This window comes from Paenibacillus sp. UNC496MF, from assembly GCF_900113915.1.
GTDB lineage: Bacteria > Bacillota > Bacilli > Paenibacillales > Paenibacillaceae > Paenibacillus_Z > Paenibacillus_Z artemisiicola.
In genome coordinates this window covers 233327-249875 of record NZ_FORE01000008.1, presented here as the reverse complement: position 1 = coordinate 249875, position 16549 = coordinate 233327, and the positions used below count along the sequence as shown (strand labels likewise).

Below are 16549 nucleotides of genomic sequence, written 5' to 3'. Positions count from 1 at the left end.
TTCCCAAGGCTCTAAAGGTTCCCGCGGCGAAGGCACGCGCGGTTCCCAGGGCTCTAAAGGTTCCCGCGGCGAAGGCACGCGCGGTTCCCAGGGCTCTAAAGGTTCCCGCGGCGAAGGCACGCGCGGCTCCCAGGGCTCTAAAGGTTCCCGCGGCGAAGGCACGCGCGGTTCTCAGGGCTCTAAAGGTTCCCGCGGCGAAGGCACGCGCGGCTCCCAGGGCTCCCGCGGCCACATGAGCAGCTGAGGCGGCAAATAAGGAGTGACCGATAGACGATCGCCCGCATAGTGTAAATAAGCTGAAGCCTATCGAATGCGGTAGGCTTTATCTTTTGCCTAAGGAGATGGTCGAATGTCCGGGGAAGGGCTGCCTACGCGCAAAATCACGATTGACGAAGCCGACCTGCGGCGTCTTCAGGCGGACGTCTGGAGCAATGAATTCGCGCCGGTGAAGCTGGAGATGGACGGCGTGGCGATGGACGCGCGGCTGCGCTTTCGGGGAGGCCACACGCGGAACTATCCGAAGAAGTCCTACGAGATCCATTACGGCGATAACGGAATCCTTCATTGGAACGCCGAGTTCGACGATCCGTCCATGATCCGCAACGCGCTGTCGTTTCATTTCTTCGAAATGATGGGGCTGCCGGCGCCGCGCACGCAGCATATGTGGCTCGAGTGGAACGGCTATCCGCACGGGGTCTATCTGGAGATCGAATCGGTCGACCGGACGTTCTTCCGCAAACGGAAGCTCGGCTCGCGGGCGCTCGTCTACGCGGTCAACGACAAGGCCAATTTCAGCCTGATCGACCCCGACACGGAAGGCGTCAAGGACTCGCTGCTCGACGGCTACCGCGTCATGCACGGGAACGTCGCGCGGACCGAGAAGCGGCTGACCCGCTTCGTGCGCGGCATCAACCGGCTTCCGCGGCGGTCGCTGAAGACGTTTCTCGCCAAGCGGCTGGACGTGACCGTCTACCTGAAATGGCTCGCCGGCGCCGTGCTGACGGGGAATTACGACGGCTTCGATCAGAACTACGCGCTCTACGAACATTCCTCGACGGGGAAATACCGGATTATTCCATGGGACTACGAGGGGACCTGGGGACGAAACTGTTACGGCCGGCTGTGCGGCAGCGATCTCGTGGACGTGAAGGGCTATAACGCGCTGACCCGCAAGGTGCTGTCGTACAAAGACTGCCGGCGCGCCTACCGGAAGCTATTGAAGAAGATGCTCGAAACGAAATTCACGCTGAACGCGATCGAGCCCGTCATCGCGGACATGTATGAGCGGCTTACGCCCGCCATCCGCGACGATTTCACGCGAAAATGGCCCTTCCGCTCGTTCGAGGCGGAGCCGGAATTGTTTCGCAGCTACATCGAAGAGCGGAGGGCCATTATTTACGATACGTTGAACGCGTGGAAGGATTGAACGCGGCGAGCGGCCGAATTTCGGACATTCGGCACGGCGCTCAAAACAACCCCATGCTCAAATACCGCTCGCCGCTGTCCGGCGCGATGCACAGCACGCGGCCGTCCGGTCCGATTCGGCGCGCCTGTTCCAAGGCGGCCCAAACGGCCGCGCCGGATGACGGCCCGAGCAGCAGACCCTCTTCCCGGGCGAGCCGGCGCATCGTCCCGACCGCGTCGTCGTCCGCGACCTGCACGATCTCGTCGTACACGGACGTATTGAGGATGCGCGGCACGAAGCCGGGGCTCGTGCCGACCAGCTTATGCGGCCCCGGCTTGCCGCCCGACAGAACGGGCGAGCCCTGCGGCTCCACGACCGCGACGTACAAGCCCGGGAGGGCCGCCTTGAGCGTCTCGCCCGTACCCGTAATGGTACCGCCGGTCCCGGCGGTCGCGACGAAGACGTCCAGCCGGCCATCCGTCTGGCGGAGAATCTCCTGCGCCGTCGTGACGCGGTGAATGTCGGGATTCGCCGCGTTCTCGAATTGATTCGGAATGTAGCTGCCGGGCCGTTCCGCCTGCAGCTCCAACGCCCGCTTGATCGCGCCGGGCATCCGCTCCGCCGCGGGCGTCAGCACGACGTCCGCGCCGTACGCCTTCAGCAGGCCGATCCGCTCCTTCGTCATGTTGTCGGGCATGACCAGGATGAGGCGGTAACCCTTCGCCGCCGCGTTCATCGCGAGCCCGATGCCGGTGTTGCCGCTCGTCGGCTCGATGATGGTCGCCCCGGGCTTCAATAAGCCTTGGCGTTCGGCGGCCGCGATCAACGCGAACGCCGCGCGGTCCTTCACGCTGCCGCTCGGATTGAAGCGCTCCAGCTTCACCAGCACCTCCGCGGCGCCTGGTTCCCTCATTCGGCGCAGGGCCACGACAGGTGTTTCCCCGATCAATTCCGTCACGTCGTTTACGATCCGAGCCATCGTATTCCCCCTCCTTGAATCCGTCCTCACGATGAGGCTTTGTTTCTCCCCGCGGTCACTTTCCCCAGCAGCCCGCGCATCAGCCACCAGCCCAAGATCGGAAAAGCTCCGACCGCCAGCATCAGCCCCGGCACGACGTAATCGGACCGGTCCATGTACGGCAGGACGAGCAGGTACGCGGCGACCCCGACGATCCTGCCTACGGTCAGGCCGGCTTCGCGCAGGATGACGAACTCTTCCCGCTGCCTCGCGCTGGCTTCCGTGCTCCCGATCAGATCGAATACCGTCGAGGTCATCGGCAAAATGTACAGCGGCATGAACAGCGCGGTGCCGATGCCGAAGATCAGCAGCGTCCGGTACGACAGCGGCCAGAACAGCGTCGCGATGGTCGCCGTTACCGCGAGCGCCCCGATCAGCATGGCGGCGCGCCGGCGTTCCGGCTTGAGCATCCGCCCGATCAGCCAGAAGCTGAAGAGCGCCACGAGCGAGGTGACGAGCGAGAAATTGCCCAGCTTGCCTTCGTTCTTCGTCGCCAGGAAGACCAACAGGCCGATGAAGAACATGTAGACGCCTTCGCGCACGCCTTGGCAGACGATCGCCGGAAAGGCGAACCGCCACGGATTGCCCCGTTCGCGAAGCTGCCGGACGCCGTGCAGCCATTCGTACGTGCCGGAGGATTGCCGCTTCTTCAGCCAGAAGCTGAGCACGACGCCCACCGCGAAGACGATCGCGGACACCGTGAATATGATATGATAGCCGCGTTCTCCGTTATTGATGGTAATGAGCCACCCCGAAATCCAGGGCGCCACGATGCCCGCCCCGGAACCGAGCAGCCCCGCCCAGCCATTGAACCGGTCGCGGTTGCCGGGCTCCGTCACTTCGAAGTAGACGACGTTGAACGCGAGCCAGAAGAAGCCGTTGCCGAGGCCGATCATGGCCCCGAGCGGCACCGCGTACGTCACCGCGGACTTTCCCAGCAACAGCACGACAAAATAAAACAAGCCCGACAGCGCGACGCCGAGCCGGAGGCTGTTCATTTTGTTGTGCTGCTTGACCCATTTGCCCGCGAGCCAGAACGTCAGCCCGCTGACGAGAAATTGCGTCAGGTTGAACCACCCGATGAGCGCAAAAGATTGGCTCGTCTTCCATAAGTAGATCGGCAGAAACGTCCCGGACAGCGCGTTGGCCGTGCCGAGCATCGCCTGCACGGCCAAGAGCAGCACGGCTTGGCCGTCCAACGCGCGGCTCTCGTAATTCCGCTTGCCGCCGCCGTCGTTCGATACGGTCCGCACGCGGCTTCCGCCCTTGCCCGCGAACCAGCGCGACTGCACGCCATGTTTGCCTTGCTCCAAGCAGCATCCCTCCTGCTTGCTGCATTGCTGCAGCTAACTAGGCGTAAGATACCCCCAAGCGAAAGGCGCCATGCCCCGCGCGCGTTGATTCCCTGAATTTGCCAATCGTTTGCCGCCGCTTACCCGTTCTCGCCGCCTTCGTCGGACGCCTCCGTGAGCAGGAAGACCAACCGCTCCTGATCCTGCACCGACAGCCGGTTCTCCGTATGGAAGCAGGACGGACAGACGTACATGACGAGCGCGAACGGCGTTTCCACGACCGGCGCTCCGAGCGCGGCCGGAATTCTGGCCTTGAACGCGTCCCCCGTTACGATATGCGTACCCGCTTCAAGCATCAGCTCGCGGCAGTTCGGGCATTCCGGCGCTTCCAGCTGATCGTCCAGCATCCGTTCCATCGTGCCGTCCAGCGCGAGACGCTCCCGGTTATATTCGCGGAAGTCGGTCAGATCCTGATCGCCGCCGTCGCCGCTCCAAGCTTGATTGTCGTCTTCTTCTTGCTCTCCCGGGTCTTCTTCGCCGGCTTCGTCCACATCCAGCTGCAGCGTCCGGTAGCCGGACAGTTCGTTCTCGCAGTGCGGGCAGTAGCGCTCGGGTCCGATTTCCTCGTCCCAGACGATCTCCGTCTGGCACCACGGGCAAACGACCGGTCCCTCCTGGTCATGTTCATGGTTGTGATTGCGCGGATTGCTCAAGAAGTCTCCCCCGTTCTCGTTCGATTGGTAAACGTAGTACTCAATTCATTAAATATAAAACGCCGATGATGACGAATATCACGGCAAGCGCAAAAAGCGTGCCCCATAAATATTTCATGCCGACCGTTCAGCCTCCCAGCTTCATGCAAACGTTGCGCGGCGCCGTCACGCGATCGTGGCGCCGATGACGTACGACAGCGAGACCGAGATGATCATGGCGATCAACCCGACCGCGCGGTTATCGCGCGCAATCTCGTCGTCGATCCGGAACACCGGCGTCAGAAACTCGAACAGGAAATAAGCCGCGAGCAGCAGGGCGTAGCCGTACAACGCCCAGACCAGGCTTTGGTACACGGTCTCGTTCGCTTCGATGGAGAAGCGGAACAGGTTGCAGATGCCGAAGATTTTGCCCCCGGTCGCCATCGCCACGGCCAGATTGCCCTTCTTGATTTCCTGCCAGCATTTATAACGCGTGACCAGCTCGAAGATATATAAGAAGATTAACAGCGCGAGCACCGCTACCGACACGTACGCCAGCGATGCCGCGAAGGTATTGCTTAGCATCTTGTCGACTTCCTGATCCATCGCGAAGCCCCATCTCCTTACTTCAGTTCGGCGACGGTGACGCCCGCGCCGCCTTCGCCGTATTTGCCCAGACGGTAGCTCTTCACGTGCTTATGGCGGCGCAGGAAATCGCTGATCCCGCTGCGCAGCACGCCCGTGCCGTTGCCGTGGATGATGTAAACCTGCCCGAAGCCGGCCAGGAACGATTCGTCCAGGAACCGGTCCACCTCCAGCATCGCTTCCTCGAGGTTGGAGCCGCGCAGGTCGAGCTCCGAGCGGACGTTCTCGTCGCGGGTCCGTTTCAGGCTCGCCGCCAGCTTCGGCTGATGCGTCTTCGACTTCTCGGCGTTCTTCACGAGCTCAAGGTCGCTCAGCGCCACCTTCATCTTCAAGATGCCGAGCTGCACCAGCGCGTCCGAGCCGCTCAGCTCCACGACGTGCCCGCGCTGGCCGAGGCTGTACACCATGACTTCGTCGCCATTCCCGATCTGCTGCGGCTTGGCGGTCTTCGGCTTGGCCGCCGACTTGCGCGCTTCGGGCGTCGCTTCGTCCAGGCGGCGCCTGGCTTCCGTCAGCTTATGGTCCTTGACCGCCGCGCCTTCCTCCTGCGCCAGCTTGCGCAGGTCCGCGATGATGTCCTCCGCTTCGCGCTTGGCGCGCAGCATGACCGCGCGGGCTTCCTCCTGCGCCTTCGCGAGCAGCTTCTCCCGCTGCTCCTCGAAGCGCCGAAGCTCCGCCTCGTGGCGGGCCTGCTGCTCCTCGAGCTGCTTGCGCAGCGCCTCGGCGGTCTGGCGCTCGTGCTCGGCGCCGATCCGGTTCTCCTCGAGCGAGGCGATCATCGTCTCGACGCGGACGTCCTCCTCGCTCACTTCGCCCCGCGCATGCTCGATGATGCCGCGCTGCAGGCCGAGCCGTTCCGCGATCGCGAACGCGTTGCTTCGGCCGGGCACGCCGACCAGCAGCCGGTACGTCGGGCTCAGCGTCGCGATGTCGAACTCCATGCTCGCGTTGATGACGCCCTTGCGGTCGTACGCATAGGCCTTCAGCTCGCTGTAGTGCGTCGTCGCCACGATCCGGCAGCCGAGCTTGTGCATATGCTCGAGAATCGCGATGGCGAGCGCCGAGCCTTCCGCGGGATCCGTTCCGGCGCCCAGCTCGTCGAGCAGCACGAGGCTCTTCGGCGTCATCGTGTTCAGGATGCGAATGATGTTCGTCATATGGCTGGAAAACGTACTGAGGTTCTGCTCGATGCTCTGCTCGTCGCCGATGTCGGCGTAGAGCGCGTCGAAGACGCACAGCTGACTGCCTTCCTCCGCCGGCACGAACAGCCCGGACATCGCCATCAGGCTGAGCAGGCCGATCGTCTTCAGCGAGACCGTCTTGCCGCCGGTATTCGGCCCCGTGACGATGATGGCCGTGTATTGGTTGCCGAGCTCCACGTCGATCGGCACGACCTGGTCCCGCGGAATGAGCGGATGGCGTCCCCGGCGCAGCTTCAAGTAGCCGCGGTCGTTCATGCGCGGCATCGACGCGCTCATGACATGGGCGAGCCGCGCTTTCGCGAAGGCGAAGTCCAGCTTGCCGAGCAGATCCAGGTCGACCGTCAGGTCGTCGGCGTATTCCGCGGTCAGCGCGGTCAGCTTTTGCAGGATTTTCTCGATCTCCCGCTCCTCCGCCAGCCGCAGCTCGCGCAGCCGGTTGTTCATCGCGACGACCGCCTCCGGCTCGATGAAGAGCGTCGCGCCCGAGCCCGACTGGTCGTGGATGATCCCGCCGAAGTTCGAGCGGTACTCTTGCTTGACCGGGATAACGTAACGGTCGTTCCGTATGGTGATGATGGCGTCCTGCAGCATCTTCTGCACGGACGACGAACGGATCAGGCTCTCCAGCTTCTCGCGGACGCGCGATTCTCCGGACCGGAGCTCCCTTCGGATGTTCGCGAGCTCGGCGCTGGCGCTGTCCATGACCTCCGCCTGGTCGTCGATGCATTGGAAGATCGCGTCCTCGAGCGGCTTATGCTCCGTCAGCTGCTCCGCCATGGCGGCCAGCATCGGGATGGGATCGTCGTCGTGCAGCTGCAGGACGTGCCGCTTCACGCGGCGGCCGCCCCGAACGGTCTCGGCGATCTCGAGCAGCTCCGCCGGATTCAGCGTGCCGCCGATCTTCGAGCGCATAAGCGACGGCTTGACGTCCGCCACGCCGCCGAACGGCGCGTTGCCCTTGAGGCGGTCGGCTTTGTACGCTTCGTCCGTGACCTGGAGCGCATGCTTCACGTCGTCCAGCACCGAACTGGGATGAAGCGCTTCAACCTCGGCTTTGCCGAGCGCCGTCGCCGCGTGCTGGCTTAATGTATATACAATTTTCGCGTAATCGAGCGTGTGTAAGATTTTGCTGTCCAAGCGAGCACAACTCCTCTCGTTTCCTATTATAGCCGAAGCGTTCTCCGTATGCTACGACCGTCCGATTCCATGCATGGTCCCGCCGGAAAAGGCAACACTACATGTACACGGGAAGTGTCATGCTTCTTGGTAAGCCGGCCGCCGCTTGCCGCACGGACGAAGCGAAACGGGCCCCGGCCGGCGCTTGACCACTATACTTTGCAGGAGGTTGAAATCGATATGCATTTTCTGGGTCATGTCGTACGGTTTATCGTCTCCGCGATCGTCCTGATGATCGTCGGTTACATTGTTCCGCAATTCAGCGTCGGGGGATTCTGGAGCGCGCTGCTGCTCGCGCTCGTCATCGCCGCGCTGGGCTGGATCGTGGAAGGCATTTTCGGCAAACGGGTCACGCCGTTCGGACGGGGCATCGTCGGCTTCATCATGAGCGCGGTCGTCATCTGGGTGGCTCAGTTCATCGTCAGCGGCGTATCGGTGACGTGGCTGGGCGCCATTCTGGCCGCGCTCGTCATCGGCATCATCGACTTGTTCATTCCGGTCGCGACGCCGTACGAAGCGGGACGGAACAAGGATCGGGCGTAACGGATTCAATAGTTCGTCACAGTAATTTCGTCCCGTTCGCGCTATACTGGAATGGCAGCATTCCAGATTAGGGAAGGGGAGTCACGTTTCGTGAAAAAATTACTGCTCATGGCCGTCATGCTCGCCGCCGCGATTTTCATTCTGGCCGCCTGCGGATCCAAATCCGATTCCGGCTCGAACGCCGGAAGCAGCGGCAGCGTCGAGGAAACCGGCACGGCCGCGGCCGCGAAAATCACGATCAAGGCGAAGCGCTACGAATTCGACCAGCCCGAATATACGGTCAAGAAGGGCGAACCGACCGAGCTGACGCTCGTATCCGAAGACGGCGTGCACGGGGTCGAGATTCCCGACCTCGACGTCAAGCTCGACTCCGGCAAGCCGAAGGTCGTCACGATCAACGACGCCGGCACGTACGAGTTCCACTGCGACGTGCCTTGCGGCACCGGCCATGCCAAGATGGTCGCCAAAATCGTCGTGCAATAAGCGACCGTTAGCCCGGCCCGGCATGCAGCCCATGCCCGGAGCCGGGTTTCTTTTTGCCTTGGAGCCATAGCGAATTCTGATGACGTTCATCAATATCGCTGATGAAGCCGCGATTCCAAGCCCGAAACGCGGAAATATCGCGCAAACCGCCGGTCCCTCATAAGAAAGTCTGATACCGTGCCTATTCCTCGTGCCCCCGCCGTTTGGTACGATGTCCGCAACACAAGAACCGACGAAGGGGTGGACTTCATGGCAACAGGCAAATTGCAAGGACGGGTCGCGATCATCACGGGAGCGGGCACCGGTCTCGGCCGGGCGGCCGCGCTCGCCTTCGCCGCGGAAGGCGCGCACGTCGCGCTCGTCGGCCGGCGGCTCGCCAAGCTCGAAGAGACGGCGGCGGCGATCCGGACCGCGGGAGGCACCGGCAGAGCTATCGTCATCCAGGCGGACGTTACGTCCGAACGGGACGTCCGGCATGCCGTCGGCTGGGTCTATGCCCAGTTCGGCACGGTCGACATCCTCCTGAACAACGCCGCGACCTTCGAGCCGGGGACCGTGCTGGAGATGGACCTCGAGGAATGGAACCGGCAGCTGGCGACCAATTTGACCGGGCCGTTCCTGATGACGCGCGAAGTGCTGCCGCTGATGCGCGGCAGCCGGTACGGGCGCATCGTCAACGTCACGTCCGGACTCGCGGACAACGGCGCGGGCGGGTATGCCGCCTACAGCGCTTCCAAGGCGGGGCTGGAATCGCTCACGCGGACGACGGCCGACGAAGAGCAGAGCTACGGCATTCTCGTCAACGCCTTCAATCCCGGGACGATCCGCTCGGAGATGCACGCGACGGGCCGGGATCCGCAGCTGGTCGCGCCGGAGCTGGTCCGGCTCGCTTCGCTTCCGGAACACGGGCAGACGGGCGGCATCGTCGCCAGCTGACGGCGCGGAAGGCAGCGCGGCAAAACTTCCATGGTGCGTAAAGGCCGAGATTAGAGAGATGGCCAGAGAACGAGAATGTTCCGAGAATGGCTGAAAGCCGGAGATTGGCCAGAAGCCCGAGATTGTTCGAGGAAGAGGAGCGCCTGCGCCCGAATCGACGATATGCGCGATTCGGTTCGTCACGGTTTTTGCATTCGACACCGTCAAACCCGGCAAAAAAGGACAGCTTCTCCAGAGAATTCGACCGGTTATCTACCCGGCCGAGCTCGGATGCTGTCCTTTTCTTCAAGCCGCTCCGCGGTCTAGCTGTTCTCGATCAGTTCAAGCCAGTCGTTGAATTCGGTCTGCAGCTTCCGGTATTCCGTCGTCAGCTTGCCGTGCTCCACCTTCAGCTGTTCGTGGACGCCGAGCAGCGACTCCTTGTCCTGCACCGCGTCGTTCAAAGCCGCTTCCAGTTCCGAGAGCCGCCCGTCTTGCTCCGGCCGATCCTGCAACCGGAGCGCCTGCTCCTCGACGAGCCTCAGCTGATCCAGCAGTCCGGCTTCCGACTCCGCGTGCGCCGCGGCCTCGCGCCTCGCCAGCTCCAACTCGGCTTCGGCGGCCCGCGTCCGGCGCTCCAGCTCGGCGGCCGCTTCGTCGGCCACCCGTTCCGTCTCCGCCATATAGTGGCGTGCCTCGCCCATAAGCTCGGCCGCGCGTTCCTCGGCAGCCTGCAGCCTCTCCGCCAGCTCGGCGTTCCGTCCGTTCAGCGCCTCGAGCTCCCGCCGGATGCCGTCGCGCTCCTGCTGCAGCTCGAGCTGCAGCTGCCGGTAGTCGTCGGCGCTTGCCCGCGCATCCCTCAGCTCCGCTTCCAGCTCAGCGACCCGCCGCTCCTGCTCTTCCAGCGCCGCCGCGCGGCGCTGCTCGCCGCGCGCCAGCTGCTCGGCCTGCTGGGACAGCTGCTCCGCGGCGTATTCCCGCTCGCGAAGCTCCTGCTGCAGCCGATCGATCGTCTTCCGCTGCGTTTCTTCCTGCTCGGCCGCTTCCACTAGCAGCAGCTCGCCGCTCTCCTGCGCGTCCGCCAGCTCTTTGCGCAGCCGTTCCAGCTCGGCTTTCGCGCGGTCAAGCTGCTCCGCAAGACGAAGCCGTTCTTCGCCGCGCGCGTCGAGCTCGCCGCGCAGCGATTGCTCGCGCTCGGCCGCTTCCGCACGGGCGGCTTCCAGCGCCGTCCGGTGTTCGTTCGCGAGCGCGGCGGCTTCAGCCGCCCCTTCCTGCAGCGCCTCGTCGAGCAGCGCCTGCGCGGTCTCGCGCTCCCGTGCCAGCAGCGCCTCCGCCGCCGCCCGCTCATCTTCAAGCGCCGCGCGCAGCTCGGCCAGCTGCTTCCGCAGCGCGGCTTCGCCTTCCGCCGCCAGGGCGGCTTCGCCGCGAAGGCGCTCCGCTTCCTGGCCGGCGGCTTCGCGCAGACGCTCGGCTTCCGCCGCCGCTTCCTCGCGCGCCTGCTCCAGCTGCGCCAGCAATCCGGCCCGGGCTTCCGCCAGCTGCTCGGCCGCGGCCGCCGCCGTCGCTTCCTGCAAGGCCCGCTCGCGCCTCACGTCCTCCTCGTGCTTCTCCTGCGCCTCGATCAGCTCGAGCAGCGCGGCTTCGCGTTCGCGCTCGAGCTCCGCCCGCGCTTCTTCGCGCTGCTGGTCAAGCTGCGCTTCCATCGCCCGGCGATGCTCCGCGAGCTGCAGCTCGAGCGCCTCGCGCAGCTGCGCGGCTTCCATCGCCGCAGCTTGCCGCAGGCGCTCCAGCTCTTCCGCGGCCGCCAGTTCCGCCGCTTCGCGTTCGGCCGCGGCCCGCGCTTCGGCCGCTTGGAGCGCGTCCTCGTGCGACTTGCGCTCCCCGCCCGCGCGCGCCGCCGCGGCGAGCAGCATCTGCTCGTACGCGCCGCGCTCCTCGGCGAGCGTCGCTTCGGCTTCGCGCAGCGCCGCTTCATGCGCCTCGCGCTCGGCCGCCGCGCGGGCCTGCGCTTCGCGCAGCGCCTGCTCGTGCGCTTCGAGCGCTTCGAGCTCGGCCAGCTCGCGGTCCTCGCGCTCGCGCGCCAGCTCCGCCGCGGCCGCTTCCGTCGCCTCGGCCATTGCCGCCTCGTGCGCCTCGCGCTCGGCCGTCGCGCGCGCTTCCGCTTCGCGCAGCCGCTCCGCGATCGCCTCGCGTTCCGCGGCGGCCTGTGCCTCAGCCTCGCGCCTAGCCTGCTCATACGCCTCGCGCTCGGCCGCCGCATGGGCTACCGCTTCGCGCAGCGCCTGCTCGTGCGCTTCGAGCGCTTCGAGCTCGGCCAGCTCGCGGTCCTCGCGCTCGCGCGCCCGCTCGGCTTCGTGCTCCGCGCGCGCCTGCGCCAGCTCGGCCGCAGCCGCTTCCTGCGCCTCGGCCAGCGCTACCTCGCGCGCTTCGCGCTCCGCCGCCGCGCGCGCATCCGCTTCGCGCAGGGCCCGCTCGGCTTCCTCGCGCTCCGCCTGCGCCAGCGCCGCCGCCTCGGCCAGCGCTACCTCGCGCGCTTCGCGCTCCGCCACGGCACGCGCTTCCGCCTCGCGCAGCGCCCGCTCGGCTTCCTCGCGCTCCGCCTGCGCTAGCTCCGCCGCCTCGGCCAGCGCCGCCTCGCGCGCTTCGCGTTCCGCCGCCACGCGCGCGTCCGCCTCGCGCAGCACCCGCTCGTGCGCCTCCAGCGCCTCGAGCTCCGCCAGCTCGCGGTCCTCGCGCTCCCGCGCGAGCTGCGCCGTCAGCTCCGCTCGCGCCTGCGCCAGCTCGGCCTCCGCCGCTTCGCGCTCGGCGGCCAGCCGCGCTTCCAGCGCCTCGCGCTGCGCCGCCAGCTCCGACTCGTGCGCGCCGCGCAGCCGCTCCAGCTCGGCCTCGCCCGCTTCCCGCAGGCGCGCCAGCTCCGCTTCCGCGGCTTCGCGCTCGCGCGCGCGTTCCGCCGCGGCCGCTTCGAGCTCGCCGGCCGCCCGCGCTTCCACCGCCTGCAGCGCTTCCTGCGCCGCCTGAGACGCCAAATCCTGGCGTTCCCATTCTTGCTCCAGCTCCGCGCGATGCTCGGCCTGCCGCGCTTCCTGCGCCTCGCGCGCCTGCGCCAGCTCGGCTTCCAGCGTCTCGCGAAGGCGCGCCAGTTCCGACTCCGCGTCTTCCCGCGCCCTCGCAAGCGCCGCCTCGGCTTCCGCTCGCGCCCGTTCCAGCTCGCGCTCCCCGGCTTCGCGGACGCGCGCCAGCTCGGCGTCGGCCGCTTCCCGCTCCGCCGCCCGGACCGCATCGGCTTCTTGCTTCAGCCGCTCAAGCGATTCCTCGGCTTCGAGGGCTTCCATCAGACGGCCTTCGCGCTCCTGCTCCAGCGCTTCCCGCTGCCGCGCCAGCTCGGTTTCGAGCGATTCGCGCAGCGCCTGCAGCTCCGACTCGAGCGTCGCCCGCGTCCGCGCCAGCTCCGCGGCCGCCGCTTCGCGCTCCGCGGCCAGCGCCTCCTCCGCTTCCATCCGCGCAAGGACCAAGGCGTCCTGCCCTTCGCGCGCGGTGTCGGCATGGCGTCCTTGCTCGCGCTCGAGCTCGCCGCGCGCGGTCGCCAGCTCGGCTTCGAGCGCCTCGCGCACGCGCGCGAGCTCTTCCGCGGCGGCTTCCCGCTCGAGGGCGGCCTTCGCTTCCGCTTCGCGGAGCGCCTCTTCCGTCCGCCCCTGCAGCATCGCGCTCAGCCGTTCCATTTCTTCGTGCGCGCTTTCCCGTTCGAGCTCGCGCTCCAGCTCCAGCTCCTCGCGCGCGCGCGCGAACGCCGCCTCAGCCGCCTCGCGCCCGAGCACGTGCTCGGCAATCAGCCGCTCCCGCTCTTCCCGCGCCGCTTCCAACGCGGATTCGTGCGCTTCCTGCGCGCGTTCGAGCTCGGCCTGCGCCGCCAGCATCTCCTGCAGCTGCTGTTCCTCCAGCTCCTTGCGGACGCGGTCCAGCTCTTCGCGCGCGTCGGCCTCCGCCTTCGCGTGCTTCGCTTCGGCTTCGCGCAGCGCGGCTTCGAGACGATCCTTCAGCTCGGCGCTTGCCCGGCCGCGCTCCGCTTCGAGCCCGGCTTCCGCGTCCAGCCGCTCGGCCTCCATCTGCGCCTGCAGCTCGTCCAGCAACCGCTTCGCCTGTTCCATTTCGGCCACGGCGGCCCGGCGGCGCTCCTCCGTCTCGTGCATGCGCTCGTTCTCGGCGCGCAGGCGGAACACGTCCTCCGCCATTTGCACCGAGGCCAGCATCGCCAGCTTCGGAAGGTCGAGGCGCGGATAGCCCTTCGCCAGCTTATGCAGATTGTCGTCCACGAAAGCGGCAATCCGTTTGATGTAATCGGGATTGTTATGGCCCGTCAGTTTGAATTGATTACCGTATATATCAACCGTCACACGTGTCCGATCGGCAGCGTTCATGAGGGTAGCCTCCTATTGTTCCGGGTGAACATTTATTTGCGCGTTCTCGAAGGGCATCCGCCCATTTTCCGTCGAACCGGACCTCCGCCGGACGGCTTTCCGCCGCCGCATGCCGGAATCCGGCCGCCGCAAACGCTTTCGATACGGCTGATCCAGCCTAGAACCATTCGGCTTTTCGCGTTTTATTCCAAAATATAGAAAGAAGTGGCAAACAAGCCTGCATTCCTCCGTCTCCGGAAAAAACAAAGCCGCCTCGAATTAGCGTTCGTACGGAACTAATTCGATGCGGCTCATGGCATCTCCTGCCTATTTACGCAATTCTGCCCCAAAAGATTGTTCCAATTTTGTTACGACCTTGCCGTGCAGCTCCGTCACTTCTTCGTCCGTCAGCGTGCGCTCGCCGTGGCGGTAAACCAGCGACAGCGCGACGCTCTTCTTGTCCTCGCCGAGCTTCTCGCCCGTATAGATGTCGAAGATGCGGATCGATTCCAAGAGCCCGCCGGCCGTTTCGGCCGCGGCTTGGGTCAGCTTGCCGGCTTCCACGCCGCGGTCCAGCACGACGGCGATATCGCGTTCCATCGCCGGGTAGCGCGGCAGGGCTTTGTAGACGATCTCGAAATTCGCGTGGTCGTAGAGCGGCGCAAGCTCGATCTCGAGCACGTACGTATCCGCGAGGTCCTGCTCCAGCTGCACGGACGGGTGCAGCTGGCCCAGGTAACCGATCGTGACGGGACCGCGCTCGCCGCGGAAGACGACGGCGGCCGTCCGGCCCGGATGCATGTGCGCCGGCTGCGCCGCTTCGTAGCCGATCTCCCCGCCGACGCCGAGCGCGTCGGCCAGCGATTCGAGAATGCCTTTCGCGTCGTAGAAGTCGTACGCCTCCGCCCTGCGGTTCCATTCCGCGCGGACGCGGCTGCCCGTCAGCAGCACGGCCAAGCGATGCTTCTCCTGCGGCAGGCGCGTGAGCGTTTCCTCGTCCGTATGGAAGACGCTGCCGATTTCGAAAATCGCGACGTCGTCGGTTTTGCGGTTGCGGTTGTACGCGGCCGTCTCGAGCAGCTGCGGCAGCAGGCTCGTGCGGAGCACGCTGCGGTCCTCGCTCATCGGCAGCGCCAGGCGGACGGGCAGCATGCCTTCGCCGTTCAGCGCCGGGAACAGTTTCGTCCGGTCCGGGTGGGTGAACGAGTAGCTGATCACCTCGTGCAGGCCGGCGTCGGTCAGCCGCTTGCGCAGCTCGCGGCGGATCGCCTGCGGCTTCGTGAGGGCGCCCGGCGTCGCCGCGCCTTCGATGGCCGTCGTCGGAATGTTGTCGTAGCCGAACAGGCGGGCCGCTTCTTCGATCAGGTCGACGTCCCGCGTGATGTCGCCGCGGCGGCTCGGAATGTCGACGGTGAACACGCCGCCCTCTGACAATTGGAAGTGGAACTGCAGCCGGCTGAAAATCGTCTCCAGCTCCAGCTTCGACAGGCTCGTGCCGAGGTAGCGGTTGATCTTCTCGATCGAAACGGTCACGACGGTCTTCGCGGCCGGCGCCGCGATCTCTTCCACGACGCCTTCCAGCACGTGGCCGCCGGCGTATTGCGCCATCAGCGCGGCCGCCCGGTCGAGCGCCGGGAGGACGCGCGCCGGATCGACGCCTTTCTCGAAGCGGAGGCTCGATTCCGAACGGAGCCCGAGCTGGCGCGACGTCTTGCGGACCGTGCCGCCGTCGAACCGGGCGGACTCCAGCAGGATGTCGACCGTCGACGCCGACACTTCCGTATCCGCGCCGCCCATGACGCCGGCGAGGGCGATCGGGCGATCGCCGTCCGTGATGACGAGCATTTGCGGCTCGAGCTTCCGTTCCTGGCCGTCCAGCGTCGCCATCGTTTCGCCTTCGTGCGCGAGGCGCACCAGAATGCGGCCGCCCGGGATTTTATCCGCGTCGAACGCGTGCAGGGGCTGTCCGTACTCCAGCATGACGTAGTTCGTGATGTCGACGACGTTGCTGATCGGACGGATGCCCGCCGCCATGAGGCGGTTCTGCATCCAGAGCGGCGACGGGCCGATGCTGACGCCCTTGATGTAGCGGGCGGCGTAATGCGCGCACTGCTCCTTCGCTTCGATGCGGACCGAGACGCGCGCGGACGCTTGCTCCGCGGAGTCGCTCACGCGGTTGTCCGGCAGCTTCACCGCGCGGCCGGTCAGCGCGCCGACCTCGTACGCGACGCCCAGCATGCTGAGGCAGTCCGAACGGTTCGGCGTCAAGTCGAGCTCCAGCACTTCGTCGTCGATGCCGAGCACGTCGAGGATCGACGCGCCGACCGCCGTGCCTTCCGGCAGCACGAGGATGCCCTCCTGCTGCTCCTTCGGCAGCAGCTTGTCGTTCAAGCCGAGCTCCTTCGCGGAGCAGATCATGCCCTGGGACTCCACGCCGCGCAGCTTCGCCTTCTTGATCGCGAAGTCGCCCGGCAGCACCGCGCCGATCGTCGCGACCGGCACGAGCTGGCCCGCCGCGACGTTCTTCGCGCCGCAGACGATCTGCAGCGCTTCGGGACCGCCGACGTCGACCGTCGTGACGTTCAGCTTGTCGGCGTCGGGGTGCTTCTCCTTCGTCAAGACGCGGCCGACGACGACGCCGGTCACGCCTTTATTGCGGGATTCGACGACGTCGATCTCGATGCCGCCGCTCGTCATCAGCTCGGCCAGCCGCTCGCCGTCATAGCCGTCCAGGTCGATGTATTGGCTCAACCATTTATAAGATACGTTCATCGTATTAGCCTC

The 16549-nt window shown here is 65.8% G+C and carries 11 protein-coding genes; 4 read left to right on the top strand and 7 right to left on the bottom strand.

Features of this window, described 5'->3' with window-relative positions; all coding sequences use genetic code 11:
* Positions 1 to 349: 349 nt before the first annotated feature.
* A complete protein-coding gene (locus tag BMZ79_RS15030; RefSeq protein ID WP_090641348.1) occupies positions 350 to 1426 on the top strand; it encodes a CotH kinase family protein in 1077 nt (358 codons plus the stop codon).
* A 40-nt stretch (positions 1427 to 1466) separates the two neighbouring features.
* Here BMZ79_RS15030 and cysK read toward each other — a convergent pair whose 3' ends face one another.
* The 5 genes from cysK to BMZ79_RS15005 all read right to left on the bottom strand — a co-directional run bounded on the left by cysK (position 1467) and on the right by BMZ79_RS15005 (position 7391).
* Positions 1467 to 2384, bottom strand: a complete 918-nt coding sequence (gene cysK / locus BMZ79_RS15025; RefSeq protein ID WP_090641347.1) for a cysteine synthase A — start codon at positions 2382 to 2384, stop codon at positions 1467 to 1469.
* 26 nt (positions 2385 to 2410) lie between these two features.
* The gene (locus BMZ79_RS15020) at positions 2411 to 3736 is read right to left on the bottom strand and encodes an MFS transporter (protein ID WP_256252754.1); all 1326 of its coding nucleotides are present in this window, start codon (positions 3734 to 3736) and stop codon (positions 2411 to 2413) included.
* A gap of 119 nt (positions 3737 to 3855) precedes the next feature.
* A complete protein-coding gene (locus tag BMZ79_RS15015) occupies positions 3856 to 4428 on the bottom strand; it encodes a hypothetical protein (RefSeq protein WP_090641346.1) in 573 nt (190 codons plus the stop codon).
* A gap of 165 nt (positions 4429 to 4593) precedes the next feature.
* Positions 4594 to 5013 (bottom strand): DUF350 domain-containing protein, encoded by a 420-nt coding sequence (locus BMZ79_RS15010; protein WP_090641344.1) that lies wholly within the window; start codon positions 5011 to 5013, stop codon positions 4594 to 4596.
* A gap of 17 nt (positions 5014 to 5030) precedes the next feature.
* Positions 5031 to 7391 carry an endonuclease MutS2 gene (locus tag BMZ79_RS15005; protein WP_090641343.1) on the bottom strand — a complete coding sequence of 787 codons (2361 nt, stop codon included), beginning with the start codon at positions 7389 to 7391 and terminating at the stop codon, positions 5031 to 5033.
* Between the two features lie 219 nt (positions 7392 to 7610).
* On the opposite strand from BMZ79_RS15005, the gene BMZ79_RS15000 reads away from it, so the two are divergent.
* From BMZ79_RS15000 to BMZ79_RS14990, 3 genes are all read left to right on the top strand, one after another.
* Positions 7611 to 7973: a phage holin family protein gene (locus tag BMZ79_RS15000; protein WP_090641342.1), complete on the top strand. Its 363-nt coding sequence runs from the start codon at positions 7611 to 7613 to the stop codon at positions 7971 to 7973.
* A 90-nt stretch (positions 7974 to 8063) separates the two neighbouring features.
* Entirely contained in the window at positions 8064 to 8456 is a 393-nt protein-coding gene (locus BMZ79_RS14995) for a cupredoxin domain-containing protein (RefSeq protein ID WP_090641341.1), read from the top strand.
* 249 nt (positions 8457 to 8705) lie between these two features.
* A complete protein-coding gene (locus tag BMZ79_RS14990; RefSeq protein ID WP_090641340.1) occupies positions 8706 to 9392 on the top strand; it encodes an SDR family NAD(P)-dependent oxidoreductase in 687 nt (228 codons plus the stop codon).
* A gap of 302 nt (positions 9393 to 9694) precedes the next feature.
* Here BMZ79_RS14990 and BMZ79_RS14985 read toward each other — a convergent pair whose 3' ends face one another.
* Together BMZ79_RS14985 and pheT are read right to left on the bottom strand one after the other, a co-directional pair.
* The gene (locus BMZ79_RS14985) at positions 9695 to 13786 is read right to left on the bottom strand and encodes a hypothetical protein (protein WP_143088961.1); all 4092 of its coding nucleotides are present in this window, start codon (positions 13784 to 13786) and stop codon (positions 9695 to 9697) included.
* A gap of 306 nt (positions 13787 to 14092) precedes the next feature.
* Positions 14093 to 16537 carry a phenylalanine--tRNA ligase subunit beta gene (pheT, locus tag BMZ79_RS14980; RefSeq protein ID WP_090641337.1) on the bottom strand — a complete coding sequence of 815 codons (2445 nt, stop codon included), beginning with the start codon at positions 16535 to 16537 and terminating at the stop codon, positions 14093 to 14095.
* Between the last annotated feature and the right edge of the window lie 12 nt (positions 16538 to 16549).